At 66.8% G+C, this 24,796-nt stretch carries 19 protein-coding genes and 4 pseudogenes; 10 read left to right on the top strand and 13 right to left on the bottom strand.

The features are described from left to right. The coding region (locus tag BUB20358_RS02100) for a patatin-like phospholipase family protein (protein WP_174905053.1) at positions 1-2,276 on the top strand (2,276 nt) is incomplete at its 5' end. 25 nt (positions 2,277-2,301) lie between these two features. Here the strand turns inward: BUB20358_RS02100 and BUB20358_RS02095 are convergent. After that, positions 2,302-3,432 (bottom strand): ATP-binding protein, encoded by a 1,131-nt coding sequence (locus tag BUB20358_RS02095; RefSeq protein WP_006766289.1) that lies wholly within the window; start codon positions 3,430-3,432, stop codon positions 2,302-2,304. A gap of 76 nt (positions 3,433-3,508) precedes the next feature. Next, positions 3,509-4,219 (bottom strand): response regulator, encoded by a 711-nt coding sequence (locus BUB20358_RS02090; RefSeq protein ID WP_035974444.1) that lies wholly within the window; start codon positions 4,217-4,219, stop codon positions 3,509-3,511. Positions 4,220-4,438: 219 nt separating this feature from the next. On the opposite strand from BUB20358_RS02090, the gene BUB20358_RS02085 reads away from it, so the two are divergent. From BUB20358_RS02085 to BUB20358_RS02075, 3 genes are all read left to right on the top strand, one after another. Then, on the top strand, positions 4,439-5,353 hold the full coding sequence (locus tag BUB20358_RS02085) for a glutaminase (protein ID WP_035974445.1): 915 nt from the start codon (positions 4,439-4,441) through the stop codon (positions 5,351-5,353). Positions 5,354-5,501: 148 nt separating this feature from the next. After that, complete coding sequence (locus BUB20358_RS02080; RefSeq protein ID WP_123806757.1) at positions 5,502-5,900, top strand: DUF6228 family protein; 399 nt, start codon at positions 5,502-5,504, stop codon at positions 5,898-5,900. A 259-nt stretch (positions 5,901-6,159) separates the two neighbouring features. Beyond that, positions 6,160-6,965, top strand: a protein-coding gene (locus BUB20358_RS02075) for an IS5 family transposase (protein WP_094190670.1) whose coding sequence is annotated in 2 segments (ribosomal slippage) — positions 6,160-6,490 and positions 6,490-6,965 — 807 coding nt in all. Because the reading frame shifts where the segments join, the coding sequence is not laid out codon by codon here. A 98-nt stretch (positions 6,966-7,063) separates the two neighbouring features. Here BUB20358_RS02075 and BUB20358_RS02070 read toward each other — a convergent pair. After that, on the bottom strand, positions 7,064-7,561 hold the full coding sequence (locus tag BUB20358_RS02070) for a hypothetical protein (RefSeq protein ID WP_123806756.1): 498 nt from the start codon (positions 7,559-7,561) through the stop codon (positions 7,064-7,066). Between the two features lie 290 nt (positions 7,562-7,851). Between BUB20358_RS02070 and BUB20358_RS28170 the strand changes: the two are divergent. After that, positions 7,852-8,281 (top strand): annotated as a pseudogene (locus BUB20358_RS28170) (transposase); the annotation flags it as partial. A 60-nt stretch (positions 8,282-8,341) separates the two neighbouring features. On the opposite strand, the pseudogene BUB20358_RS02060 reads toward BUB20358_RS28170, so the two are convergent. The 3 genes and pseudogenes from BUB20358_RS02060 to BUB20358_RS02050 form a co-directional block, all read right to left on the bottom strand. After that, positions 8,342-8,521: pseudogene (locus BUB20358_RS02060) on the bottom strand (integrase core domain-containing protein); the annotation flags it as partial. Between the two features lie 40 nt (positions 8,522-8,561). Next, positions 8,562-9,820: pseudogene (locus BUB20358_RS02055) on the bottom strand (IS256 family transposase). Between the two features lie 115 nt (positions 9,821-9,935). Then, positions 9,936-11,339 (bottom strand): HdeD family acid-resistance protein, encoded by a 1,404-nt coding sequence (locus tag BUB20358_RS02050; protein ID WP_006766295.1) that lies wholly within the window; start codon positions 11,337-11,339, stop codon positions 9,936-9,938. Positions 11,340-11,683: 344 nt separating this feature from the next. Between BUB20358_RS02050 and BUB20358_RS02045 the strand changes: the two genes are divergently transcribed. The 3 genes and pseudogenes from BUB20358_RS02045 to BUB20358_RS28165 all read left to right on the top strand — a co-directional run. Continuing rightward, entirely contained in the window at positions 11,684-12,241 is a 558-nt protein-coding gene (locus BUB20358_RS02045; RefSeq protein ID WP_035974448.1) for a helix-turn-helix domain-containing protein, read from the top strand. Between the two features lie 93 nt (positions 12,242-12,334). Then, positions 12,335-12,934, top strand: a complete 600-nt coding sequence (locus BUB20358_RS02040; protein ID WP_006766297.1) for an HD domain-containing protein — start codon at positions 12,335-12,337, stop codon at positions 12,932-12,934. Continuing rightward, positions 12,931-13,217 (top strand): annotated as a pseudogene (locus BUB20358_RS28165) (class I SAM-dependent methyltransferase); the annotation flags it as partial. The gene BUB20358_RS02040 and the pseudogene BUB20358_RS28165, both read left to right, overlap by 4 nt. 58 nt (positions 13,218-13,275) lie before the next feature. Here BUB20358_RS28165 and BUB20358_RS02035 read toward each other — a convergent pair. Then, the gene (locus tag BUB20358_RS02035) at positions 13,276-14,814 is read right to left on the bottom strand and encodes an MFS transporter (protein ID WP_006766298.1); all 1,539 of its coding nucleotides are present in this window, start codon (positions 14,812-14,814) and stop codon (positions 13,276-13,278) included. A 172-nt stretch (positions 14,815-14,986) separates the two neighbouring features. Here BUB20358_RS02035 and BUB20358_RS02030 point away from each other — a divergent pair, with 172 nt between their 5' ends. Beyond that, entirely contained in the window at positions 14,987-15,892 is a 906-nt protein-coding gene (locus BUB20358_RS02030) for a LysR family transcriptional regulator (RefSeq protein WP_035974451.1), read from the top strand. A gap of 86 nt (positions 15,893-15,978) precedes the next feature. Here BUB20358_RS02030 and BUB20358_RS02025 read toward each other — a convergent pair whose 3' ends face one another. The 6 genes from BUB20358_RS02025 to BUB20358_RS02000 all read right to left on the bottom strand — a co-directional run bounded on the left by BUB20358_RS02025 (position 15,979) and on the right by BUB20358_RS02000 (position 23,524). Then, on the bottom strand, positions 15,979-17,118 hold the full coding sequence (locus tag BUB20358_RS02025; RefSeq protein ID WP_006766300.1) for an enoyl-CoA hydratase/isomerase family protein: 1,140 nt from the start codon (positions 17,116-17,118) through the stop codon (positions 15,979-15,981). After that, positions 17,115-17,912 carry an enoyl-CoA hydratase gene (locus tag BUB20358_RS02020; protein WP_035974452.1) on the bottom strand — a complete coding sequence of 266 codons (798 nt, stop codon included), beginning with the start codon at positions 17,910-17,912 and terminating at the stop codon, positions 17,115-17,117. The genes BUB20358_RS02025 and BUB20358_RS02020 overlap by 4 nt, the downstream gene beginning before the upstream one ends. Then, the gene (gene mmsB / locus BUB20358_RS02015; RefSeq protein WP_006766302.1) at positions 17,912-18,811 is read right to left on the bottom strand and encodes a 3-hydroxyisobutyrate dehydrogenase; all 900 of its coding nucleotides are present in this window, start codon (positions 18,809-18,811) and stop codon (positions 17,912-17,914) included. Before mmsB ends, BUB20358_RS02020 begins: the two co-directional genes overlap by 1 nt. 62 nt (positions 18,812-18,873) lie before the next feature. Beyond that, entirely contained in the window at positions 18,874-20,403 is a 1,530-nt protein-coding gene (locus BUB20358_RS02010) for a CoA-acylating methylmalonate-semialdehyde dehydrogenase (RefSeq protein WP_006766303.1), read from the bottom strand. 108 nt (positions 20,404-20,511) lie between these two features. After that, positions 20,512-22,218: an AMP-binding protein gene (locus BUB20358_RS02005; RefSeq protein WP_035974453.1), complete on the bottom strand. Its 1,707-nt coding sequence runs from the start codon at positions 22,216-22,218 to the stop codon at positions 20,512-20,514. 172 nt (positions 22,219-22,390) lie between these two features. Then, on the bottom strand, positions 22,391-23,524 hold the full coding sequence (locus tag BUB20358_RS02000) for an acyl-CoA dehydrogenase family protein (RefSeq protein ID WP_006766305.1): 1,134 nt from the start codon (positions 23,522-23,524) through the stop codon (positions 22,391-22,393). Positions 23,525-23,660: 136 nt separating this feature from the next. Here BUB20358_RS02000 and BUB20358_RS01995 point away from each other — a divergent pair, with 136 nt between their 5' ends. Next, positions 23,661-24,695, top strand: coding sequence for an AraC family transcriptional regulator (locus tag BUB20358_RS01995; protein WP_006766306.1), 1,035 nt, complete (start codon positions 23,661-23,663; stop codon positions 24,693-24,695). Positions 24,696-24,796 lie beyond the last annotated feature (101 nt).

Below are 24,796 nucleotides of genomic sequence, written 5' to 3'. Positions count from 1 at the left end.
CGCCCGCCACGCCGGCCGCCGCCCCGACCGCTGCGGCCGCAACCATCCATGCGTGCACGGCCGACGGCGGCCCGGCCGGCCGGCCGTCGATCGGCCTCGTGCTGTCCGGCGGCGGCGCCCGCGGCTACGCGCATCTCGGCGTGCTGAAGGTGCTCGAGGACAACCGCATTCCGATCGACTGCATCGCGGGCACCAGCATGGGCGCGGTGGTCGGCGGGCTGTACGCGAGCGGGATGGCGGCCGACGACATGCAAAAGCGGCTGTCGGAAGTGAATCTCACCGACATCGCGTTCGACGTGACCGAGCGCGCCGATCTGCCGCAAAGCAGCCGCGAAGACGAGCGCCTGTACATCAACGGACTCACGCTCGGCTTCGACAAAAAAGGGCTGAAGGCGCCGGTCGGCCTCGTGCAGGGCAACCGGCTGCAGGCGCTGCTCGCGGACTGGACGGCCGCCGTGCCGACCAACCAGCCGTTCGACCGGCTGCCGATTCCGTATCGCGCGGTCGCGACCGACCTGCAGACCGGACAGATGGTCGTGCTCGACCACGGGTCGCTGCCGCTCGCGATCCGCGCGAGCATGGCGATGCCGGGGCTTTTCGCGCCGGCCGAGATCAACGGCCGCGCGCTGGTGGACGGCGGCCTCGTCAGCAACCTGCCGGTCGATACCGCGCGGCAGATGGGCGCCCAGGTGGTCATCGCCGTCGACATCGGCTCGCCGCTGCGGCCGCTCGACGCGCTCGCGTCGCCCGCCGACGTGATGCAGCAGATGGTCGGCATCCTGATCCGCCAGAACGTGGCGTCGCAGCGCAAGCAGCTCGACGCGCGCGACGTGCTGCTCGCGCCCGACCTCGGCTCGCTTGCATTTACCGATTTCCAGAACGCGAGCCAGGCGATTTCGGCCGGCGCGGCCGCCGCGATCGCCGCGCTGCCGAAGTTGAAGCGCTACGCGCTCACGCCGGAACAGTACGCCGCGTACCGCGCCGCACACGCGCAGCCGCTGCCGCCGCCGATCCGGATCACGCGCATCGACATCCGCACGACCGGCGGCGTGCCGAAGCGCGTCGTCAGCGACGCGCTGCACGTGAAGCCCGGCGACATCTACGATCCGAAGACCGTCAGCCAGGATCTGCTCGCGCTGACGACCGGCGGCAACTTCGAGAGCGTCACGCAGCAGATCGTCAGCCGCGGCAACGACAACGTGCTCGAGATCGATGCAAGAGAAAAATACTGGGGACCCAACTTCCTGCTGTTCGGCGTCGGCATGTCGAGCAGTTCGACCGACGAAGGCGGCTTCCGGCTGCACATCGGCTACCGGCGGCCGTGGCTAACCGAATCGGGCCTCGAATTCCGCGCCGATACGACGATCGGCAGCGACCTGCAGTCCGCGCGCGTCGAGCTGCGCCAGCCGCTGTCCACTGCCTACGGCTACTACATCGCGCCGTACGCCGAGTATCGGCGCCGCTATGCGAACCTGTACGACGACAGCGGCGACCTGAAGATTACGCAGTACCTGATACAAACCGCGCGGGCCGGCATCGATTTCGGGCTGCCGATCGGGCGGCTCGGCAATTTCCGCATCGGCCTCGGCTATACGAGCGGGCATGGATCGCCGATGTATAACCTGCCGCGCCTGTTCGACGGCGATAGTCCATCGCTGATGTGGCCGAGCTTCACGTCGGAGGCGCTGACGGCCCGCGGACAGCTCGTGATCGATCAACTCGACGATCCGATGTTCCCGCGCAAGGGCTACTACACCGAACTCCGCGTCGAGCGCTCGCTGCTGTCGCACAACAGCCAGTCGGCAGCGCTCTTCGGCGGCTCGTTGGACAATACGCCCTACACCGAGCTGTACGGCAAGGCCATGATCGCCCAGCAGTTCGGCCGACACAGCATCAGCGCGACGATCGAAGGCGGCAGGAGCATCGGCGCCACCAATCTGATCAACGCGTTCGACTTCACGCTCGGCGGCTTCCAGCACCTCGCCGCCTACGCGGCCGACCAGCTGAACGGCAACGAACTCGCGTACGGGCAGATCACGTACATGAACCAGTTGATGACGTTCAGCGCGTCGCCGATCAAGGCGCTGTCGGTGGGCGCCAGTGCGGAAGTCGGCAACGTGTGGTCAAGCGGCGAGCAGATCGGCGGCGGCTCGCTGAAGCAGAGCTATACGTTCTTCACGAGCCTGTCGACCGCGTTCGGCCCGGTGTACATGGGCGTCGCGCTCGCGCCGGGCGGCCGGCGCAACATCTATCTGCAGCTCGGCCGCACGTATTGAGCCTGAACGCGCGGCTGCCGCCGCGCTAGATCGGCCAGCTGATCTCGAAGCGCGCGCCGCCGAGCTCGACCGGATCGACGACCGCGATCCGGCCGTTGTGCGCGTGCAGCACCTGCCGCGTGATCGCAAGGCCGAGCCCGTAACCGCCGGTGCGACGATCGAGCCGCACGAACGCGTCGAAGATCCGCTCGCGTTCGTGCTCCGGCACGCCCGGACCGTCGTCCTCGACGAAGATGCCGGCGTTGCCGTGCCGGATCGCGATCCCCACGACGATCCGCGACTTCGCGTACTTGCTCGCGTTGCGCAGCAGGTTGCGCATCGCGTACGACATCAGCCGCCGGTCCATCTTCACGCGCAGGTCCGATTCGATTGCGATACGCGACTCGATCGCGCGCTCCGGATACAGCAATTGCGCGTCGCTCACCTGATGCTCGAACCACGCGGCGAGTGCCGTCATCTCGAGACTCGACTGCAGCGAGCTGTATTCGAGGCGCGCATACGTGAGGCTCATGTCGATCAGCTCGTCGAGCTCCGTCACGTCCTGCGCGATGCTGTCGAGCGCGCCGTGGTATTCGGCCGCGGACGCCGGTTCGCGCAGCATTTCGAGCGCGAAGCGTACGCGCGCGAGCGGCGTGCGCAGCTCGTGCGAGATGCCGTTCGTGAGGTCGCGCTGCGCGGCGATCAGACGCTCCATCCGCATCGCGAGCGCATTCAGCGTGCGCGCGAGCGGCCCGATGATCACGCTGTGCGATTCGCGTGCGCGCGTGTTGAAGCGGCCGCCGGTGAAGTCGATCGCGCGCTCGCGCACCATCACCAGATCGGACCAGACCGGCCGCATCCATCGATACGCGGCGAGCGCCGGCGCGGCGAATACGAACGCGAGCACGATGTAGATGTCGCCGGGCAGCGCGTCGAACGAATGCCATACGACCTGCGGCGACAATACGACGCACAGCGCGAGCGCCGGCACGAGCGCGGTCAGCAGCACGAGGCCGAGCAGGTGCAGATAGGTGCGTACGTACAGCCGCGACCAGCTCGGAATGCGATCGGCGCGTGTGTCCGTCCATGCGCGGCGGAAATGCAGCCAGCGCCACTTGACGTAGCGCAGCGCGGACAGCGGCGGCGCATCGGGACGGGAACGGGTTTTCAGGATCATCGCGGCTCCCGGCTAGCGCGGCGAACGTCCGGCCACGCGCGTGCGCGCGGGTGGGCGCCTCCGCACACGGCCCGCGTCATTCCCACGCATGCTTGCTGAACTGGTAACCCTTGCTGCGAATCGTCTTGATCCGCTGCGGGTTGCTCGCATCGTCGCGCAGCTTGCGGCGCAGCTTCGAGATGCGTCCGTCGATCGTGCGGTCGAGCCCGTCGAATTCCATTCCGCGCAACTGCAGCATCAGGTCGTCGCGGCTCACGACTTCGCCCGCGCGGCACACCAGCGCCCACAACAGGTCGAATTCCGCCGACGTGAGATCGGGCGCGCTGCCGTCGGGCAGCACGACCGTGCGGTCGGTGCGATCGATCGAGAACTTGCCGAACGTGTAGCGCTCCGGCTGCACGGCGGTCGCATCCGCGACGCGCGCGGGCGCGCGGCGCAGCTGCGCCTTGATCCGCGCGAGCAGGATGCGCGGCTCGACCGGCTTGTGCACGTAGTCGTCCGCGCCGAATTCGAGGCCGAGCAGTTCGTCGAACGGCTCGTCGCGCGCCGTCACCATGATGATCACGCCGTCGTATTGCTTGCGCGCTTCGCGGCAGATCTCGAAGCCGTCCTTGCCCGGCAGGTTCACGTCCAGGATCACGAGATCCGGACGAATGGACAGGATCGCCGGCACCGCGGCGTCACCATGCAGCACAGTGTCGACTTCGTAGTCGTTCTTGCGCAGGTAGCCGGCGATCAGCGTGGAAAGGCGAGTGTCGTCCTCGACGAGCAGGATGCGAAAAGACATGGGCAACGGTCGAATCAAACGGGAAGTCGGCAGCCGCGACGGCAGGCATCCGTCGCCGGCCGCCGGCCGAAACGTACCGCATGATACTGCGCCGGCCGATCGCCCGTTTGCCAATCTCGAAAATAAGGGTGCCATGGCGGCCGTGCTTGACGAAAGCGTGCCGAAACGGTTCCATACGGGCTCGCCGGAATCCGGCCGCGCCCTACCCCGCCCGACGTGATGAACTATCAACCGATCCTCGAACGCATCCATACCGAACTCGCTCCCTGGATCGGCCAGGGACGCGTCGCCGACTACATCCCCGAACTCGCGAAAGTGCCCGCCGACAAGTTCGGAATGGCCGTCGTGACGCTCGACGGGAACGTTTACACCGTCGGCGACGCGTACGAGCGCTTCTCGATCCAGAGCATTTCCAAGCTGTTCGCGTGCACGCTCGCGTTTCAGCTGCTCGGCGACGCGCTGTGGGAACGCGTCGGCCGCGAACCGTCGGGCACCGCGTTCAATTCGCTGGTGCAGCTCGAAAGCGAGCGCGGCAAGCCGCGCAATCCGTTCATCAATGCGGGCGCGCTGGTCGTCACCGACGTGCTGTGCCGCCGCTTCGTGAAGGCCGAGACGGCGCTCGTCGAATTCGTGCGGCGGCTGATCGGCGCGACGGACGTCGACTACGACTCGCGCGTCGCGCTGTCGGAGCTGCAGCACGCGGAGCGCAACCGCGCGATGGCGCATTTCATGGCGAGCTTCGGCAACATGCAGATGCCGCCCGAGACCGTGGTCGACGCGTATTGCCGGCAGTGCGCGATCTCGATGAACTGCGTCGAGCTCGCACGCGCCGCGTTGTTTCTCGCGAACGGCGGCGTCGCGCCGGTGACCGGCGAGCGGATCGTCGACGCGAGTTCGGCGAAGCGTCTGTCCGCGCTGATGCTGACCTGCGGGACGTACGATGCGGCCGGCGACTTCGTCTATCGCGTCGGGCTGCCGGCGAAGAGCGGAGTTGGCGGCGGGATCGTCGCGGTGCTGCCGGGGGAAATGGCCGTGTGCGTGTGGGCGCCGGGGCTCGATGCGAACGGGAATTCGCTGGCGGGGACGTTGGCGTTGGAGTGGTTGACTACGTATTCGGGGAGGTCGATTTTTTGAGGGTGGCTGATTTATATCGGCAGGTGTCGGCGTGCTAAAGGGGAGTTTCGGTTATCGGCAGTAACCGATCCGAAGCCGCCCTTCGATCCTGCCGAAAGCGGTCGGTGGCGTGCTAGGCTGTTGCAACTTCACTGCAGAGTTGAGCTAAATGAATGTTGTCGAAATCAAATCCTGCGAATCTCAGACGACACTCAGCTTATCCTTGTACAGCGGAGACGAAGATGAGGTCCGCTTTTTGGCAACAATCTCAGGCGCACCATTTACGGGCGAAATCCTTGCATCCACGTATGTTAGCGGTCCGCCCACTGCACTCTTCGATGCTATGGCTGCATCCTGGACCGGTTGGAGCGGCCCCAAATGCTGGCACGCAATAGATGGCGAATTGCCCTTGACGGCGACAACCACTTCGCTCGGGAAAGTGACGTTGATCGTAGAAATGCGAGCTGCTTCGGGCGATTACACGGACACGGCTACGGCAACCTTAAAGCTTGAAGCCGGCAGCTTGGATCGCATCGCTGACGACGTTCGTTCCTTGTTTTCCGCGTGATCAGTATCGAATGTCTCTCGATGGGCGGAAGCCAGCCGCCGACGCCGCTCGACCGGTGATTTCCGAGCCGAAGCGGACCGTCGGTGCCTAAAAACAACAACGGCGCTTCTCAAAGCACAGCAGACATATTTCGGAAACCGATTATGCCGCACCTTAGCCAGTTCGCATCGGGCGACGTGATGGATGCGCGCCTTCGTCTTCAGTTAAGAGTCGCTAACACAACCTGGACGCCGGGGACTCAAGACCATATGCTTGCGGCATGGCAAGACGCAAAATCAGCAACGAGTTATGGGCGGCGCTGGGACCTTTGGTTCCCGTATTCACGCCCTCGCCCAAGGGCGGCCGGCGTCGCACGGTAGACGACCGCGCCGCATTGAACGGAATTCTGTACGTTCTGCAAACCGGTATTCCCTGGGAAGACCTGCCGCAGGAGCTGGGCTTCGGCAGCGGCATGACGTGCTGGCGAAGACTGCGGGATTGGCAGGCCGCAGGTGTGTGGGCCAAGCTGCATCTGGCGATGCTGCGCCGGTTGCGTGAGCACGACCAGATTGATTGGGAACGGGCAAGCATTGATGGCGCCAGTGTCTCCAGCCCCCGGGGGGCCAGGAAACCGGCCCCAACCCGACGGACCGGGGCAAGCTCGGGTCGAAACGACACATCGTCGTAGATGCGCGAGGCATTCCGCTGGCCGTCACGGTCACGGGGGCCAACCGGCACGATTCGATGGCATTCGAGTCCACGCTCGATGCCATTCCCGCAGTGTCGGGACTGAATGGCCAGCCCCGCAAACGCCCGGGCAAACTGCATGCGGACAGGGGCTATGACTTTGCTCGCTGTCGGCGTTACCTGAAGCAGCGTGGCATCACGGCCCGTATCGCTCGTCGTGGTGTGGAAAGCAAAGAGCGGCTCGGACGGCATCGCTGGGTAGTCGAGCGCACGCACGCCTGGTTTCCCGGTTTCGGCAAACCGCGCATTCGATTCGAGCGTCGTCTCGACATTCATGTTGCGTTGCTTTCCCTTGCCGCTGCCATCATCTCTTCTCGCTTCGTTGATGACTTGTGTTAGCGACTCTAAAACCGGGGGCAGGTCAGAATTTTCTTTTACATAAAAACAAATGCACCCATAAATGAGTGCATTAAATTATTTACCAGCAATAGTTCGAATTATTTTGCATTTCTTTTGGCTGCCACCTTTTCCATCCGATCAAGTATGGCGTGCTCCATTCGCGTCCTCGCAGCCGCCTGCTTGTTTGGCGCCTTAAAAATATCTAAATCCCGCTGCGTAAGTTGGTTACGGTTAACGTCGGAGCGAATTTCGCTTTCTAGAGCCCGAATATCCTTCAATGCTTGAGGAATCGGCCCTTTAAAGAGACCATGCATATTACGGTGTAGCTTTGAGGCATGGCTCTCAAGCTTCCCTACATTACGCATCGCTACCTTAAAGCTGAAATCATTTTTTTTAGCGCGACTCATTAGCTTGTCTGCATTTCGCTCAAGCGACTCAAGAGCAACTCGCGCAGGAGTTGCCACAACATTACCGGAACTTCTAACTTGCGCTACTGCCGATATTAATGAGCTGGCGGTTTGAGTGGCTTTTTCTCGACTTGCCGCACTCAATGCAGGTCCTGCGCTCGATCGAAAAATAGTGGAAAAGCTGATCATATATAAATCCCTCTGAGTTCAAATCGTCAGCACAGATTGGCCCAAGAATGGGTGCTGCGCTATAAAAAATCGCTCATCCAGTTCCGTGCGCAATACAAGGAGTTTCCATAAGGAGATTGCAGAAGGGCACGACGGCCAACGTCTCGGGGCTCATGTCTGTTGCTGTAGGACTTCGCAATCAATGCTAGCCGTGCCCAAAGAAGAGAGGTGGCCGCGCAAATTCGGACCGTCGGGTAAGTGGAATGCCCGGGGCCTGAGCCAGCGATAATGCAGGCAAAGGAACCGGAAAGATGACGAAGAGAACCCGACGGACGCACTCAGCGGCGTTCAAAGCGAAAGTGGCCCTGGCGGCGGTCAACGGCGAGCGCACGCTGGCCGAACTGGCGCAGCAGTTCGATGTGCACCCGAACCAGATCACGGAGTGGAAGCGGCAACTGCAGGAGCGTGCGCGGATGTGTTCGGCGCGGCCGCTCCACCGTCGAACGAGCCGCCGGTGGACGTGAAAACGCTGCACGCGAAGATCGGACAGTTGACGCTGGAGAACGATTTTTTGTCAGGAGCGCTCGGCAAAGCCGGACTGCTGAGCGCAAAGCGATGATTGACCGTACGCATGCGCTGCCGGGTTCGCGACAGACGCGACTGGTTGGCATCGCGAGATCGAGCGCGTATTACCGGGCGCAGCCAGTGAGCGAGGCGGATCAGTTGCTGATGCGGCGAATAGGGGTGGCCTCACTCGTTCGGACAGTTGACTGAGATTTTTAAGTGGAACGTCCGAGGCAATCATGCTGCCGATTTGATCGCAGGCAGCGTCGCGAAGTATGCCTCATCCAGCGTCCGATCCGCCAGGCTCGAATGGGGCCGTTTTCGGTTGTACAGCTCGATGTAGTCGCCGATGGAGCGCCGGGCATGGCTGACCGACTCGTAAGCTCGCAGGTAAATCTCTTCGTACTTGACGCTGCGCGGAGGTATCCGGAATTCCGTGTGTGAGGCGGGTTGAGATTCAGACTCCAATGTTGAATCGTTCCGGGTAAAGCAGCGCGAACTGAGTCATGGCGCTCTTCCAATCGTGCCGGGAACCGGTCCACTTGGCCACGACGTTGCGCAACGCCAGCCAGATCAGTTTGAGCGCGGCCTCGTCCGACGGGAAGTGACCGCGCGCCTTGATGATCTTCCGAAGCTGCATGTGCAGCGACTCGATCGCGTTGGTCGTATAGACGATTTTCCGGATATCGGGCGCGAAGGCGTAGAACGGAATCACCTGATCCCAGGCCCGGCGCCAGAGCGCGGCAATCGGTGGGTATTTCGTACCCACGGGCTCGTGTCGAACGTATCCAGCGCCACGGCGGCCGCTTCGGCCGACGGTGCCCGATAGACCTCCTTGAGCGCCGCCGCGACCGATTTCCGGTCTTTCCAGCTGGCAAAGTCCAGCGAGTTCCGGATCAGATGCACGATGCAGGTCTGGACCGTCGTTTCCGGGAACACCGTGTTGATCGCTTCCGGGAAGCCCTTCAGGCCGTCGACCACGGCGATCAGGATGTCCTGCACGCCGCGCAGCTTCAGGTCGTTGACCACCCGCAGCCAGAACTTGGCCCCCTCCGTCTGCTCGATCCAAAGGCCCAGCACGTCACGTGTGCCGTCGCGGCGCACGCCCAGCGCCAGGTAGATCGCCTTGTTGCGCACGACGCCTTCGTCGCGGATCTTGACGCGCAAGGCGTCGAAGAACACCACCGGGTACATCGGCTCGAGCGGTCGCTGCTGCCACTCGCGCACTTCGTCGATCACGGCATCGGTCACCGTGCTGATGAAGTCCGGCGACACCTCGATGCCGTACATCTCCAGCAGGAAGCCCTGAATCTCCCGCACGCTCATGCCGCGGGCGTACATCGCGATGATCTTGTCGTCGAAGCCCGTGAAGCGTCGCTCGCCCTTGGCAATCAGCACCGGATCGAACGTGCCTTCGCGGTCGCGCGGAATCTCGACGTCGAGCAGGTCGTCGTCGGTCGCGATGCGCTTGCGGCTGGTGCCGTTGCGGTGGTTCGTGCTACTCGCCGGCTTGGCTTCACCCTTCTCGTAACCGAGGTGATGGGTCAGTTCGCCGCCCAGCGCACGCTCGAAGATCGCCTTCTTGAGCGCCGCGAGTTGCTCGTTGATCGTCGCCCGATCCAGCGTGCCGGGCACCAGTTGCTTGATGAGTTCCGGGTCCAGATTCAAGCCCTTGCCCGGTTCAATCGTCACTTCTTCCTTGCGTTTGCGTGGCATAAAGTGGCTCCTTGGCCATCAGTTTATGCCTCACACACAAAAGATCGGACAGGCTCCCGACATGCGCCCGAAGCGCGGAGCGTGGCGGGCCGCAACAGCCCCGGCGCCGGCCCGCTCATTTCACCGACGCAGCCTCCGTTCCGCCCGCCGACAGCGCCGCACTATCCTGCTCGCGCCACGCACGACGCGACGCGATGATCGCCTTCACGGCCGAACGCGCGACCTTCCACCAAGCGAACGGGCGCGGATCGGCAAGCATGCTGAGCGCGCGCGCATAGTCGAGCGTGAGCCCGGGCGTCCACGCCATCGTCACCGCGCGCTTGCGGATCTGCGCGGCCACCCACAGCTCCGGCGTCAGCAGCAGCCGGACGAACGCGCCCCACCCGGCCTGCGGCCCCTTCAATCGCCACACGGCGCCGTCGAGCGCCGCTTCGAGCGCATTCGACACGGTGCTCGAGCAGTTCCGATGCGTGAGGTTGTACGTGGTGTTCTGCCGATACGACGCCCAGAACGCAGCCAGCTTCGCCGGATCGTAGTTGCGAATGCGCACGCGCACGGTCGACGGGCACCACGCTTTCGACTCGGTCGCGTAGTCGGACTGGAACAGGCCGGGCACGTCGTTCTCGCGCGTCGCGCGCAGGATGCGCGTGAATTCTTCCGGCGAGCGATCGATCTCGACGGCCGGATACAGGCTGATATAGATGCCCTCGGGTGACTCGAGCGCCGCGTGTCCGGTCGAGATCACGCCGTTGACGTCCACCGCCGCGATGTAGCGGTCGATCACCGGATAGCGATGCGCTTCGGCCTTCGACGTGCCGGTCGGCGTCCACACGTGCACGGTCAGCGCGCGCTCGTCGTCCGTGGGCGGCCCGTCCCATTCGGATTGGGTAAAGCGCGGCGTGTCGCGTGCGTCGTCGATGTCGGGCGCGATCGACGGTGCGCGCGACGTCGCGAACGCCGGATTGCGCGTGAGCCGCCGCACGCGTGCGGCAAGGCTCAGCAGATGCATGCCGCCGAACATCAGCAGCAGCCCGAGGCAGTAAGGCACGGTGCCGACGTAATGAGTCGGGTACGGCTGGTAGAAGAAAATCGCGAGCAGGATCTCGACGACACCCCACGCGAATGCGACGTGCCAGCGCCGGTAGCGCACCATCCAGGCGGCCGTGCATTGCAGCAGCCCGTCGACGAGGAACAGCGTGCCGAAGATCATCGACAGCAGGAAATGGCCGTGATGATGCCCGGCGAACACGAGCGCAGCCGCGACGACGACCGCGATCCCCTTCACGTAGCGCAGGATGCGTTGCCCACCGACGCCGCTGCCGGCCACCGCGAGCGTCGCGAGCCCCTCGATCAGGAACAGCCACGCGAACAGTTCGATCGGAAAGTGCAGCGCGCCGTCCAGCGCGTCGATGAAGATGCCGACGCCTGCGACGACCCACAGCCAGCCGAGCACGGTGAGTCCGCGCCAGCGGGTTCGCAGATATTCGATGCCCAGCAGCAGCAGAATCAGTCGTACCATCGCGCCCTCGTTCCCTCTTTTTTTGAGAAACGCGCCGGACGCGCGTTTCATCTCGTTGGGTCGCTCGCGTTGCGTGATGCAAGCGGCGGAATGCGGTCACGCATGCCGGCAAATGATGCATCGACGGATCGACGGCGACCGGTAGGCACCGCACTGGCCGAATAATAAGATACGGGACGGGCGGTTGAAAGCCTGCAGAAATGCTTGCGCACTCCACGATTACCGGCGCGGGCAGTGTTCCCGTTCGACCCGCGCGCGACGCAGAGGCCCGAACCGCGAAGCGCGAGCCGCTCGCGCCCGCCGGCGAACCGCAAGTTAACGGACACGACAAATGGAGGACCGACATGGCAGCGCCCGCACTTCATACGCCACCGCTGGGCCCGCAACTGAAGCGCTGGCGCGTGCTGCACCGGATAAAGCAGAGCCACGCGGCCGAGCTGTTCGGCGTCGCGCAATCGACGATCTCGCGCTGGGAAGCCGGCATCCAGCAGATGTCCGCCGACGAGCGCGCGACGGCGGAACGTCTGCTCGCCGCGCATCTCGATTCCGCCGGCGACCATGCACTCGCGCGGCTGATCGCGGACAGCGCGGGCCGCATGCATCTGGTGTGCGACCTCACGCATCGTCTGCTCGCGTGCTCGCCGCTGCGTGCGGCCGAGTTCTCGCAGCCGCTGCCGCTGCTGCTCGGCACGTCGCTGTGGCGCTATGCGACGCCGGAGATCGTCCGCATGGAATCGGCGCTCGACACGCTCGGCTGGCACGACCGCGCGGGGCCGCCGAGCGTCGAGTTCGACACCGGCGCAAACGCGTCGCGCGTCGTGCCGATCCGCGGCAGCCGATGCCGCTGGACGCGGATGACGCTGTCGGACGGATCGGCGGTGCGTCTGGTCGAAACGCTGTAGCGCCGGCTCGCGCGGCGGCCGCGCATATTTGATGCGTGGACGAATGGCGCGCGGCGCGCGTACGCTTGGCGGCTCTGCGCAAGGACGCGAACCATGACTCCCGACACGATTCACGCACGACTGGATTTTCTGCGCGAAGCCGAACGCCTGAAGGACGTGCTGCGCAGCGGCCGCACGTCGAGCGGACGCGCCGAAAGCACGGCCGAGCACAGCTGGCGGCTGTGCCTGATGGCGCTGGCGTTCGCCGACGCGCTGCCCGGCGTCGACACGCTGAAGCTGCTGAAGCTGTGCGTCGTGCACGATCTCGGCGAGGCGCTGCACGGCGACATTCCGGCGATCGAGCAAGCCGCGCATCCGGACAAGAGCGCGCACGAGCGCAACGATCTGCTGACGCTGACGGCGGCGCTCGACGGCCCGCTGCGCGACGAGATCGTCGCGCTGTGGGACGAATATGAAGCGGTCGCGACGCCGGAAGCCCGCGCCGCGAAGGCGCTCGACAAGCTCGAGACGATCCTGCAGCACAACCAGGGCGACAACCCGCCCGATTTCGATTACGCGTTCAATCTCGACTATGGCCGGCGCTACACGGATGCGGCGCCGCTGTTCATCGCGATCCGCGCGGTCGTCGATGCGGACACGCAACGCAGAATCGACGCACGCGCGCACACCGCTTGCACGAAGGGTTCCGCATGACGCAGAACATCGACGACGATCCCGCTTTCTTCGAGGCTACAGCGGCCTGAACCGCTCGATTCACGGCCTCGACGGCGCGCCGGAATGGCCGGCGCTGCGCGCGTTGTCGCCGAACCTGTGCGGCCTGAACGTGCTCGATCTCGGCTGAGGTTACGGCTCGTTCAGCCGCTGGGCCGCCGAGCAGCACGCAGCGAGCGTGCTGAGCGTCGACGCGTCCGAACGGATGCTCGAACGTGCGGCGTCGGCCGCCGCACATCCGGCGATCGCGCCCGACGATCGCGATCGTTGCCGCGCAGCGTCAGCGCGGGCGGCCGACGCCCCGCGGTTTTGTTGCGCGCGCATCATTCGCACACGGGCGCACGCCGCCGCACCGGCGCGAACGCGACGGCGCTCGCCGCGCCGAGCAACGCGACACCGGCCGCGCCGTACACCATCACCCAGCCGAATCCGTGCACGAGCGCCGCATGCAGCGCGGTGCCGGTCGGGTCGGCGGCCGCGAGCGCCGGCGCAACGGCATGCAGCCCTTCCGAGCGTCCCGCTGCGATTTCCTGTGCGAGCGTGCGCAACGCGGCGGCATCGACCGCCCCCGCGACGCTGCGCTTCAGGCTCGCGACGATCCCCGCAACGAGCACGAAACCCATCGCCGCGATATTCAGCGCGAGCGAGATCATCCGCGCACTCATATCGATGCCGGACGCCATCCCGGCACGCGCGCTGGGCACGGCAGCCGTCGTCGTATTGGTGACCGGCGTGTTCGTGAGGCCAAGCCCGATGCCGGCGATCACGCAGCCGGGCAGCATCGTGAGCCAGCTCGCATGCCCGGCCGCGCTGCCGGCCCGCATCAGCGCGAAGCCGGCCGCGATCGTGAACAGCCCGCCCGGAATCACGACGCCCAGCCCGTAGCGCAGCGCGAGCCGTTCGCCGACGGGCGGCGCGACGAGCGTCGGCAGCGTGTATGCGAGCAGCGCCACGCCGGCCGTCACGCTGTCGTAGCCGAGCGTGACCTGGAACCAGATCGGCAGATAGATCATGAACGGCCAGAAGCTGAAGTTCATCCCCATCGAGCCGAAGATCGCGCCGGTAAACGCGCGGATCCGGAATACGGAGAAATCGAACATCGGCCGCGCGCTCACGCGCTCCGCGACGAAGAAGCCGACGAGTGCAAGCACGGTTGCGCCGAGCACGCCGAGACCGGCCGCGCTGGTCAGCCCGAGCTCCGCGCTCTGCGTGATGTAGAACGCGACGCCGAGCACCGCGAGCGACAGCGTGACGATGCCCGCGACATCGAGCGTGCCCGCGTGCGGGTCGCGCGACTCCTGCACCGCGCCGCCGATCAGCACGAGTGCGACGGCCGCGAGCGGCGCATGCACGAGAAATACCCACGGCCAGCTCGCGAGCGCGACGATCGCGCCGCCGACGATCGGCCCGAAGCCGAGCCCGATCCCGAACACGATTCCCCAGATCCCGAACGCACGGCCGCGCTCGCGGCCTTCGCGGAACTGATGCGACAGCACGGCGATCTGGCAGATCAGCATCGCGCCGCCGCTCGCGCCCTGCAGCAGCCGGCCCGCGACGAGCACGGGCACGTTCGGCGCGAGCCCGCACAGCAGCGACGTCGCACCGAACAGCGCAGTGCCGATCACGTACACGCGCTTGCGGCCGAAGCGGTCCGCGAGCGTGCCGGCCGCCATCAGCACGGTCGTGCACGCGATCGTGTACGCGTTCATGATCCACTGCATGCCGTTGAAGTCGCCATGCAGTACGTGTTCGAGCGTCGGCAGGATCACCGGCACGCTCGAAATCTCGAGGCCGAACATCAGCGACGTGAGACAGACGGCCGCGAGCGCGACCGCATTCCTGCGGGAGTCGGATAGCGTCATGCAAGTCTGCGCGGGCCGCGACGGGCGCGCGCCTCCGGGTTGGACGGTTTTACCGCGCGCGGCCGACGCCGCACGCGGAGCGGAGTCGGTACTATAGTGAGAATTTCGCTCCCCATTGACGACCGCTCGTCATCGAACTGGGGAACTCCGGGAACCAATTCTCGCTACGACGATGAACGACAGACTCGACGGCGTAACGACCTTCGTGCAGGTGGTCGAATCGGGCAGCTTCGCGCTCGCCGCGCAGCGGCTCGGCATGACGCGCTCAGCGGTCGGCAAGGCGATTGCGCGGCTCGAAACGCGGCTCGGCGCACGGCTGCTGCAGCGCACGACGCGCAGCCAGAGCCTGACCGACGACGGACAGGCGTACTACGACCGCTGCGTGCGCGCACTCGCGGAGCTGGACGCAGCGGAAGCCGATCTCGATTGCGGTCGCAACGAACCGCGCGGCAAGCTGCGGCTGAGCGTGCCGCTCGCGTTCGGGCACCACTGCGTGACGCCGATCGTGCTCGACCTCGCGCGCACCTATCCGCATCTGCGGATCGACGTGTCGATCACCGACCGGTTCGTCGATCTGATCGACGAAGGGATCGATCTCGCGGTGCGGATCGGCACGCTCGCGGACAGCACGAGCCTCGCGGTGCGGCGGCTCGGCACGCAGTACGGCAGCCTCGGCGCGGCACCGTCGTACCTTGCGCGCTACGGGGTGCCGAAGACGCTCGACGCGCTGAAGGACCACCGGACGATCGCGTATTCACGCTCGGGCGTGCCGCAGCCGTGGGATCTGCTCGCGCCGGACGGCTCGACGGTGCGCATCGACATGCAGCACCAGCTGAGTTTCGACGACGTGCAGGCGATCGCCGCGGCGGCCGTGTCCGGGTTCGGGATCGCATGGCTGCCGAGCTGGCTGCTCGCGCACCATGCGAAGCGCGGCGAGCTGGCGGTCGTGCTCGACCGCTGCTTCGTCTGCGAAGGCGACATTCACGCGGTCTGGCCGAAGACGCGCTATCTGCCGCGCAAGACGCGCTGCGTGATCGACGCGCTCGCGCACGCGATTCCGCCGATGATCGAGCGCTAAGCGCTGCGCGCGCCGGCAGCGCGTCACGCGCGCCGCCGCCGCGCATCACGCGTGCGCGTCGCGCGGCAGCCTCGACGGCGCGCCGCTCAGCCGGCCCCGAGATCGGCAAGCGGATGCGCGCACAACTTCCACGGCGACGTGAGGAAATGCCGGACGCGTTCGGCGCGCAGCTCGACGAGCGACGCGGGCGCCCAGCGCGGCTTGCGATCCTTGTCGATCAGGTGCGCGCGCACGCCCTCGCGGAAGTCGCCCTCTTCGATTGCGCGCGCAACGATACCGAGCTCCATCCGGAACGATTCGGCGAGCGTCATCTGACGGCCGCGCAGCAGCGCCTCGCGCGTGACGCTGAGCATCGTCGGCGAATGCGCGGCGAGCGCGTCGAGCGTCGCCTGCAGCCACTGGCGCTGTTCGCGCGGCAGCTCGTCGCGCGCGAGATCCTGCTTCAGCGTCGCGACGATCCGCTCGACGCCGGAACGCTTGTCGAAGTGGCGGACGATCCACGGCAGCTGACTGTCCAGCGCCGCATGCGGGACGACGTTGCACGGCGGCTCGAACACCTTGCGCAGCGCGGCGAGCACGTCGCCGTCCCAGTTCGCGCGCTCGATGCGCGTCTCGAACGTGTCGAGCCACGTGGACGGCACGCACAGGTCCGCCAGCTTCGCGCTCAGCGCGTCGGCGCCCGACAGCGTCGCGCCGGTCAGCCCGACGTACAGCTCGAGCTCGACCGGCATCCGCGCGAGGAAGTGCGTCGCGCCGACGTCGGGAACGAGGCCGATGCGCGTCTCCGGCATCGCGATGCGGCTGCGCTCGGTCGCGACGCGCAGCACCGCACCCTGTGCGAGCCCCATGCCGCCGCCCATCGTCACGCCGTCCATCAGCGCGACGACAGGCTTCGGGAACGTATGAATCGCGTAGTCGAGCCGGTATTCGTCGACGAAGAACGGCAGCCAGGTTTCGCGCTGCGCGACCATCCGGTGCAGCTCGCGCACGTCGCCGCCCGCGCAGAATCCCTTGCCGCCCGCGCCGCGCAGTACGACCGCGACGATCCGGTCGTCGTCGCGGCAGCGCGCGAACAGCGCGGCGAGCTCGCCGATCATCGCGTACGACAGCGCGTTCAGCGCGGCAGGCCGGTTCAGCGTGATCAGCGCGACGCGGTTCACCACGCGGAACAGCACGTCGGACGCGGGCGCCGCGCCGGCATCGTGAGTCGTCACCGGCGTGCTCATCGCTGCGATTCTCCTTGTCCTTGCGCATCCCATTGCGGCGCGCGCTTGCCGAGGAACGCGGCGACGCCTTCGCGCGGATCGTTCGTGTCGAACAGATCGACGAAGCGCTCGCGCTCGACCGCGAGCGCCGCGCTGCGCGGCACGCCGCGACGCGCGAGGCCGATCAGCTCCTTGCTGCTCGCGACCGCATGCGGGCTTTGCCGCGCGACGTTGCGCGCGAGCGCGAGCGCCGCATCGCGCGCCGCGCCGCTTTCGACGACTTCTTCGACGAGACCGATCCGCAGCGCCGTCGCAGCATCCACGCGTGCGCCGGTCAGGATGATCTTCTTCGCCCAGCCTTCGCCGACGAGCCAGGGCAGCGTCTGCGTGCCGAGCCCGCACGGCAGCAGGCCGACCGACGCCTCGGGCAGCGCCATCTGCGCGTGCGTCTCGGCCACGCGCAGATCGCATGCGAGCGCGCACTCGAGGCCGCCGCCCATCGCATAGCCGTTGATCGCCGCGATCGTCACGATCCGCGCGTCGGCGAGCGCCTCGAACGCCGCGCCGAAGCGGGCGGCCATCTCGCGCGCGATCGCGCGGTCGCCGCTCGCGAACGTGTTCAGATCCGCGCCCGCGCTGAAGAACTTCGGGCCGTCGCCCGTGATCACGAGCGCGCGCACCCGCGCGTTCGCATTCAGTTCGGCGACGGTCTGCTGCAGCTGCCGCAGCCCGTCGGCGGTAAAGGCGTTCGCGGGCGGGCGCTTGAGCGTCGCGCAGGCGATCGCGCCGTCGTCGACGTAGTCGAGTTCGATCATCACGCGTCCTTCTTCGTTGCCGGTTGGTACAGGCGGATCACCGCCGAGAAATCGAGCTGCCCGTCGCCGCGGCTGCTCATCGTCTGGTACAGCTGCTGCGCGAGCGCGCCGAGATAGACGGGCTGGCGCGCCTGCCGCGCGGCATCGTTCGCGAGGCCGAGATCCTTCAGCATCAGATCGGTGCCGAAGCCGCCCGTGTAGCCGCGCGACGACGGCGCGGTGTCGATCACGCCCGGATACGGGTTGTACGTATCGGAGCTCCAGCAGCGGCCCGTCGACGTGTTGACGATGCCGGCCAGCACCTTCGGATCGATGCCGAGCGCGACGCCGAGCGACATCGCTTCGGAGACCGCCGCCATCGAAATGCCGAGCACGAGGTTGTTGCACACCTTCGCGACCTGCCCCATGCCGGTCGCACCGCAGTGGACGATGTTCTTGCCCATCCCGGCGAGCACCGGCTTCACGCGCTCGAAATCGGCGTCGCTGCCGCCGACCATGAACGTCAGCGTGCCGGCCGCCGCGCCGCCGGTGCCGCCCGACACGGGTGCATCGACGAACGCGCCGCCGTGCTCGCGCACCAGCGCGCCGAACGCCTGCGCGCTCGCCGGATCGACGGTGCTCGAATCGATCACGGTCGCGCCCGCGGCGAGGCCGGCGAGCACGCCGTTCTCGCCGGCCAGCACCGAGCGCACGTGCGGCGCGGCCGGCAGCATCGTGATCACGAACGCGGCGCCCGATGCGGCATCGCGCGGCGACGTCGCCGCTTGCGCGCCGGCGTCCTGCAGCGCGCGCAGCGCATCGGCGCTCAGATCGAATGCGCGCACGTCATGGCCGGCCTTCAGCAGGTTCAGCGCCATCGGCGCGCCCATGTGGCCGAGGCCGATAAAACCGATCTTCATTGCGTGTCTCCTGTCGAGCGGAAGGCGCCGGCGCTCGCGCGCGTACGCCCCGCGCTCCATGGTCAATGCAGCCGGATCGTCGTGTTCACCGGGCCGGCCGTCGTGTCGTCGTCGAACCAGCGCGCCGTGACGGTCTTCGTCTGCGTGTAGAACTGCACGACCTGCTTGCCGTACGGGCCGAGATCGCCGAGCTTCGACCCGCGCGAGCCGGTGAAGCTGAAGAACGGCACCGGCACCGGAATCGGAATGTTGATCCCGACCTGGCCGACGTCAATCTCGCTCTGGAACTTGCGCGCCGCCGCGCCGCTCTGCGTGAACAAGCCGACGCCGTTGCCGAACGGGTTCGCGTTGACGAGCGCGATCGCGTCGTCGAGCGTGTCGACTTCCATCACGACGAGCACCGGCCCGAAGATTTCGTGCGTATAGATCGACATGTCGGTCTTCACGTCGGCGAAGATCGTCGGCCCGATGAAGTTGCCGTCTTCATAGCCGTGCACCTTCACGTCGCGGCCGTCGAGCACGAGCTTCGCGCCCTCCTTCACGCCCGCGTCGATCAGCGACAGGATGCGCGCCTTCGCGCCGCGCGACACGACCGGCCCGACGTCGGTGCCCGCTTCCGAGCCCGCGTTGACCTTCAGCGCCTTCGCCTTCTCGACGATGTCGGGCAGCCAGTCGCGCGCGGCGCCGACCAGCACGGCCACCGACGTCGCCATGCAGCGCTGGCCGGCCGCGCCAAACGCGGCGCCGACGAGCGCGTTGACCGCCTGCTCGCGGTTCGCATCCGGCAGCACGATCGCGTGGTTCTTCGCGCCCATCATCGACTGCACGCGCTTGCCGTGCTGGCTGCCGAGGTTGTACACGTGCGTGCCGACGGCGGTCGAGCCGACGAACGAGATCGCCTTCACGAGCGGATGCGTGCAGATCGCATCGACGACTTCCTTGCCGCCGTGCACGACGTTCAGCACGCCCTTCGGCACGCCGGCTTCGAGCGCGAGTTCGACGAGCTCCATCGTCGTCATCGGATCCTGCTCGGACGGCTTCAGCACGAACGTGTTGCCGCACACGATCGCCATCGGGAACATCCACAGCGGAATCATCGCGGGGAAGTTGAACGGCGTGATGCCCGCGCACACGCCGAGCGGCTGCCGCAGCGTGTACGTATCGACGCCGCCCGCGACGTTCTCCGCGAATTCGCCGAGCTGGAGCGTGCCGACCGAGCACGCGTGCTCGACCACCTCGAGCCCGCGGAAGATGTCGCCCTCGGCGTCCGGAATCGTCTTGCCCTGCTCGGCGGTCAGCGTCTTCGCGATGCGCTGCAGGTTCGTGCGCACGAGATCCTGGAACTTCAGCATGATCCGCATGCGTGCGGCGATCGGCGTGTTCTTCCACGTCGCATACGCGGCATGCGCGGCGCGCACGGCCGCGTCGACTTCCGCGACCGTCGAAAACGGCACACGCGCGAGCACCTGCTGCGTCGCCGGGTTCACGACGTCGCGCCACTCGTCGGTGGCCGAGTCGACGAAGGCGCCGTCGATCAGCAACTTGACCGTCGGCACGTGTTGCCCCGTGCGGGGCGTCGGATTAGCGTTCATCGATCGTATCTCCTTGCATGGCGCCGCGAAGCGTCGAATCGCCGCGGCTCGGTTCGAGCGGGCCGCGGGCCGGTTGCGCCGGACGGCGCGCACGGCCCGCCGCCGACGTCATTTCAGTTCGGCAGCAAAATCTTCTTCCCAGTATTCGCCGGGCATCCGCGCGCTCGGGTCGTCGCCGCGCTCGATCTCGCGGCGGCGCAGTTCGACGCGGCGGATCTTGCCGGAGATCGTCTTCGGCAGCTCGGCGAACTGCAGCCGGCGGATTCGTTTGTACGGCGCGAGCTTCTCGCGCGAGAAGCGGAAGATCTCGAGCGCGAGCGCCGGGCTTTCCTCGTAGCCCTGCCGCAGCGTGACGAACGTCTTCGGCACCGCGAGCCGCACCGGGTCCGGGCTCGGCACGACGGCCGCCTCCGCGATCGCCGGATGCTCGATCAGCACGCTTTCGAGTTCGAACGGGCTCAGCCGGTAGTCGGACGACTTGAACACATCGTCCGCGCGGCCGATGTACACGTAGTAGCCGTCGTCGCGGCGCATCGCGATGTCGGATGTGCGGTAATGGCCGTCGCGCATCGCATGCGCGGTCGCGTCCGGATTGTTCGCATAGCCGTTCATCAGACCGACCGGGCGCACCGCGCCGGCGCCGATCGGCAGCGCGATCTCGCCTTCGTCGACCGGCGCGCCGTCCGGATCCAGCAACGTCACGCGGTAGCCGGGCAGCGGCCGGCCCATCGACCCGGCGACGACGGGCTGGCCCGGCGAGTTGCCGATCATGCACGTCGTCTCGGTCTGGCCGTAGCCGTCGCGGATCGTGATGCCCCACGCCTTCTTCACGCGCTCGATGATCTCGGGATTCAGCGGCTCGCCGGCGCCGACGATCTCGCGCAGCTTCACGTCGAACGACGCGAGCGGCTGCTGAACGAGCATCCGCCATACGGTCGGCGGCGCGCACAGCGTCGTCACCTGGTATCGGACGAGCGCCTCGAGCACGAGCTTCGGCTCGAAGCGCGCGTAGTTGAACGCGAACACGCACGCCTGCGCATTCCACGGCGCGAAGAAGCAGCTCCACGCGTGCTTCGCCCAGCCCGGCGAGCTGATGTTCCAGTGGACGTCGCCCGGCTGCAGGCCGATCCAGTACATCGTCGACAGGTGACCGACCGGATAGGTGCGGTGCGTATGCTCGACGAGCTTCGGCTTCGACGTCGTGCCCGACGTGAAATACAGCAGCATCGGATCGCTCGCGTGCGTGACGGCGTCCGGTTCGAACGCGGCGCTCGCCGCGTAGCCGTCGTTCATCGCGAGCCAGCCGGCGCGCGGTGCGCCGGCGACGATCTTCTGCGCGAGGCCGAGGCCGTCCTGTTCGAATTTCGCCGTCTCGTGCTCGTCGACGATCGCGTATTTCGCGCCGCCGATCTGCACGCGGTCGCGCACGTCGTCGGCCGACAGCTGCGTGGTCGCGGGCAATACGATCGCGCCGAGCTTCATCGCGGCCAGCATCGCGTCCCACAGCTCGACGCGGTTCGGCAGCATCAGCAGGATCCGGTCGCCGCGCACGACGCCGATCGCACGCAGCCAGTTCGCGATCCGCGACGAGCGCTCGGACATCTGCGCGAACGAATACGGATCGCCGCTGCCGGTCGCCGCATCGACGATCCACAGCGCGGGCCGATCGTTGCCGCGCGCCATCGGATCGAAGTAGTCGAGCGCCCAGTTGAACGCGTCGAGCGCCGGCCACTGGAAATCGCGGTATGCGGTTTCGTAGTCGGTGCGATGGCGCAGCAGAAAATCGCGTGCGTCCAGGAATGCCTGTGCCGTCATCGTGTCTTCTCCAGTCTCCATGCGTCGCGGTCGACCGGTGCATGCGCTGCAGCGCATGCGCCGGCTCCTCCTCCTTCGCGGTGCACGGTCACGTCGTTGCGTGCCGCGTTCGCCGCCATGCCCTCGTGCGTTCGTTCTTGTTCGTGACTGCAGCCGCAACGGCGCGCGCCGCTCAAAGCTGCCGCGCGATCACCATCCGTTGCACTTCGCTGGTGCCTTCGTAAATCTGCGTGATGCGCGCATCGCGGTAATGGCGCTCGACTTCGTAATCGGCGAGATAGCCGTAGCCGCCGTGAATCTGGATCGCGTCCGAGCACACGCGCTCGGCCATCTCCGACGCGAACAGCTTCGCCTGCGACGCTTCCGACAGACACGGCAGCCCGGCCGTGCGCAGCTTCGCCGCGTGATGCACGAGCAGCCGCGCGGCGTTGATCTGCGTGGCCATGTCCGCGAGCTTCTGCTGGATCGCCTGATGCTCGGCGAGCGGCTTGCCGAACTGCACGCGCTCGCCCGCATAGCGGCGCGCCTTGTCGAATGCCGCGCGCGCGATGCCGAGCGCCTGCGCGGCGATGCCGATCCGCCCGCCTTCGAGGTTCGACAGCGCGATCTTCAAGCCTTCGCCGCGGTTGCCGAGCAGGTTCTCTTCCGGAATCGCGCAGTTCTCGAGCGTGATCGGACACGTGTCCGACGCGCGGATCCCCATCTTCTTCTCCGGCTTGCCGACGATGAAGCCCGGCGTGTCGGTCGGCACGATGAACGCGGAAATGCCGCGCTTGCCGGCTTCCGGGTCGGTCATGGCAAAAACGATCGCGATTCCCGCACGCTGGCCGTTCGTCACGAACTGCTTCGCGCCGTTCAGCACCCACTTGCCGTCGCGCAGCTCCGCGCGCGTACGCAGGTTGTGCGCTTCGGATCCGGCCTGCGGCTCGGTCAGGCAGAACGCGCCGATCACGCGGCCGGCGGCCATGTCGGCGAGCCAGCGGTCCTTCTGCGCCGGCGTACCGAAGCCGAGGATCGGCCCGCAGCCGACCGAGTTGTGCACGCTCATCATCGTCGCGCACGCGGCGTCGCCGGCCGCGACTTCCTCCATCGCGAGCGCGTAAGCGACGTAGTCGGTGTACGAGCCGCCGAGCTCCTGCGGCACGATCATCCCGAGCAGGCCGAGTTCGCCGAGCTGCGCGACGACGGCGTCGGGCAGGTGCGCGTCGCGGTCCCACTGCGCGGCGTTCGGCGCGAGCACGTCGGTGGCAAAAGCGCGCGCGGCGTCGCGGATCATCCGCTGGTCTTCGGTGTAAAGCTCGTCCATGGCGCTGCCGTCTCCTGCGGCCGCATGCGCGACCGTCGTTCTGTTTCGATGCAATCAGTGTAGGCAAGCGGGCGCGACTGTTCGATGCTCGCGCCGCTCATTTACACTGAGCGTTTTTGCCATACCGGCGACGCCGATGAAGCAGGAAGACAAGGGAACCGTCGCGATCAGCCTCGTCGCGTACAGCGTCGCGCTCGCGACGCGGCGCGGCGTCGCGGCCGAGCCGCTGCTCGCGCAGGCCGGCATCGCGCCGGCGCTGCTCGACGCGCCGCATGCGCGCGTATCCGCGCAGCAGTACGGCGCGCTGTGGAACGCGATCGCGCGCGCGCTCGACGACGAGTTTTTCGGGCAGGATCGCCACCCGATGCGCAGCGGCAGCTTCGTTGCGATGAGCCAGGCCGCGCTGTCCGCGCGCGACGGGCTGCACGCGATGGCGCGTGCGGTGAACTTCATGCACTGCGTGCTCGACGATCTGCATGCGGAGCTCGACGCGAACCCGCAGCGCGTGCGGCTGCGCTTCGTGCACCGCAACAACGGCGCGCCGCCGGCAATGTTCACGTACGCGACCTACTTCATCATCGTGTACGGGCTCACCTGCTGGCTGATCGGGCGGCGCATCCCGCTGCTGCACGCGAGCTTTCGCTGCGACACGCCGCCCGCCGATCACGAGTATCCGTCGATGTTCTGCGACGACATGCGCTTCAACCAGCCCGATTCGTATGTCGATTTCGATCCCGAATTCGCGACGCTGCCGGTCGTGCAGAACGCGAAGACGCTGAAGACGTTCCTGCGCGACGCGCCGGCCAGCTTCATCGTCAAGTACCGCAACCCGAACGCGCTCGCGCAGCGCGTGCGTGCGGTGCTGCGCGGGATGCCGCCCGCCGTGTGGCCGGGCGCCGCCGGGATGGCCGCGCGGCTTCACGTCGCGGAAGCGACGCTGCGCCGCAAGCTGCATCAGGAGGGCCACGCGTACCAGTCGATCAAGGACGCGCTGCGGCGCGACCTCGCGTTCGAGGCGCTCGCCGATCCCGCGCGGACGATCGCCGACGTGGCCGCGGCCGCCGGCTTCGCGGAGCCGAGCGCGTTCTACCGCGCGTTTCGCAAATGGAGCGGCCGCAGTCCGGCCGAATATCGCGACGAAGTGCTCGCGCGCGCGGGCCGCGCACGCTGAATGCCGCTCGTGCCGCGGCTTCGCGCTTTCGGCCGAAACCGCCTAATCTTCAAGCATCGGGCCCACGCCCTTTTCGCGAGCCGGACCGCGCGGCCGCGCGC

Origin of the sequence: Burkholderia dolosa (assembly GCF_902499135.1) — a bacterium.
In the GTDB taxonomy this organism is placed as follows: Bacteria; Pseudomonadota; Gammaproteobacteria; order Burkholderiales; family Burkholderiaceae; genus Burkholderia; species Burkholderia dolosa.
Note: the sequence above shows the minus strand (reverse complement) of the source record. Positions and strands in the feature narration are given on the sequence as shown.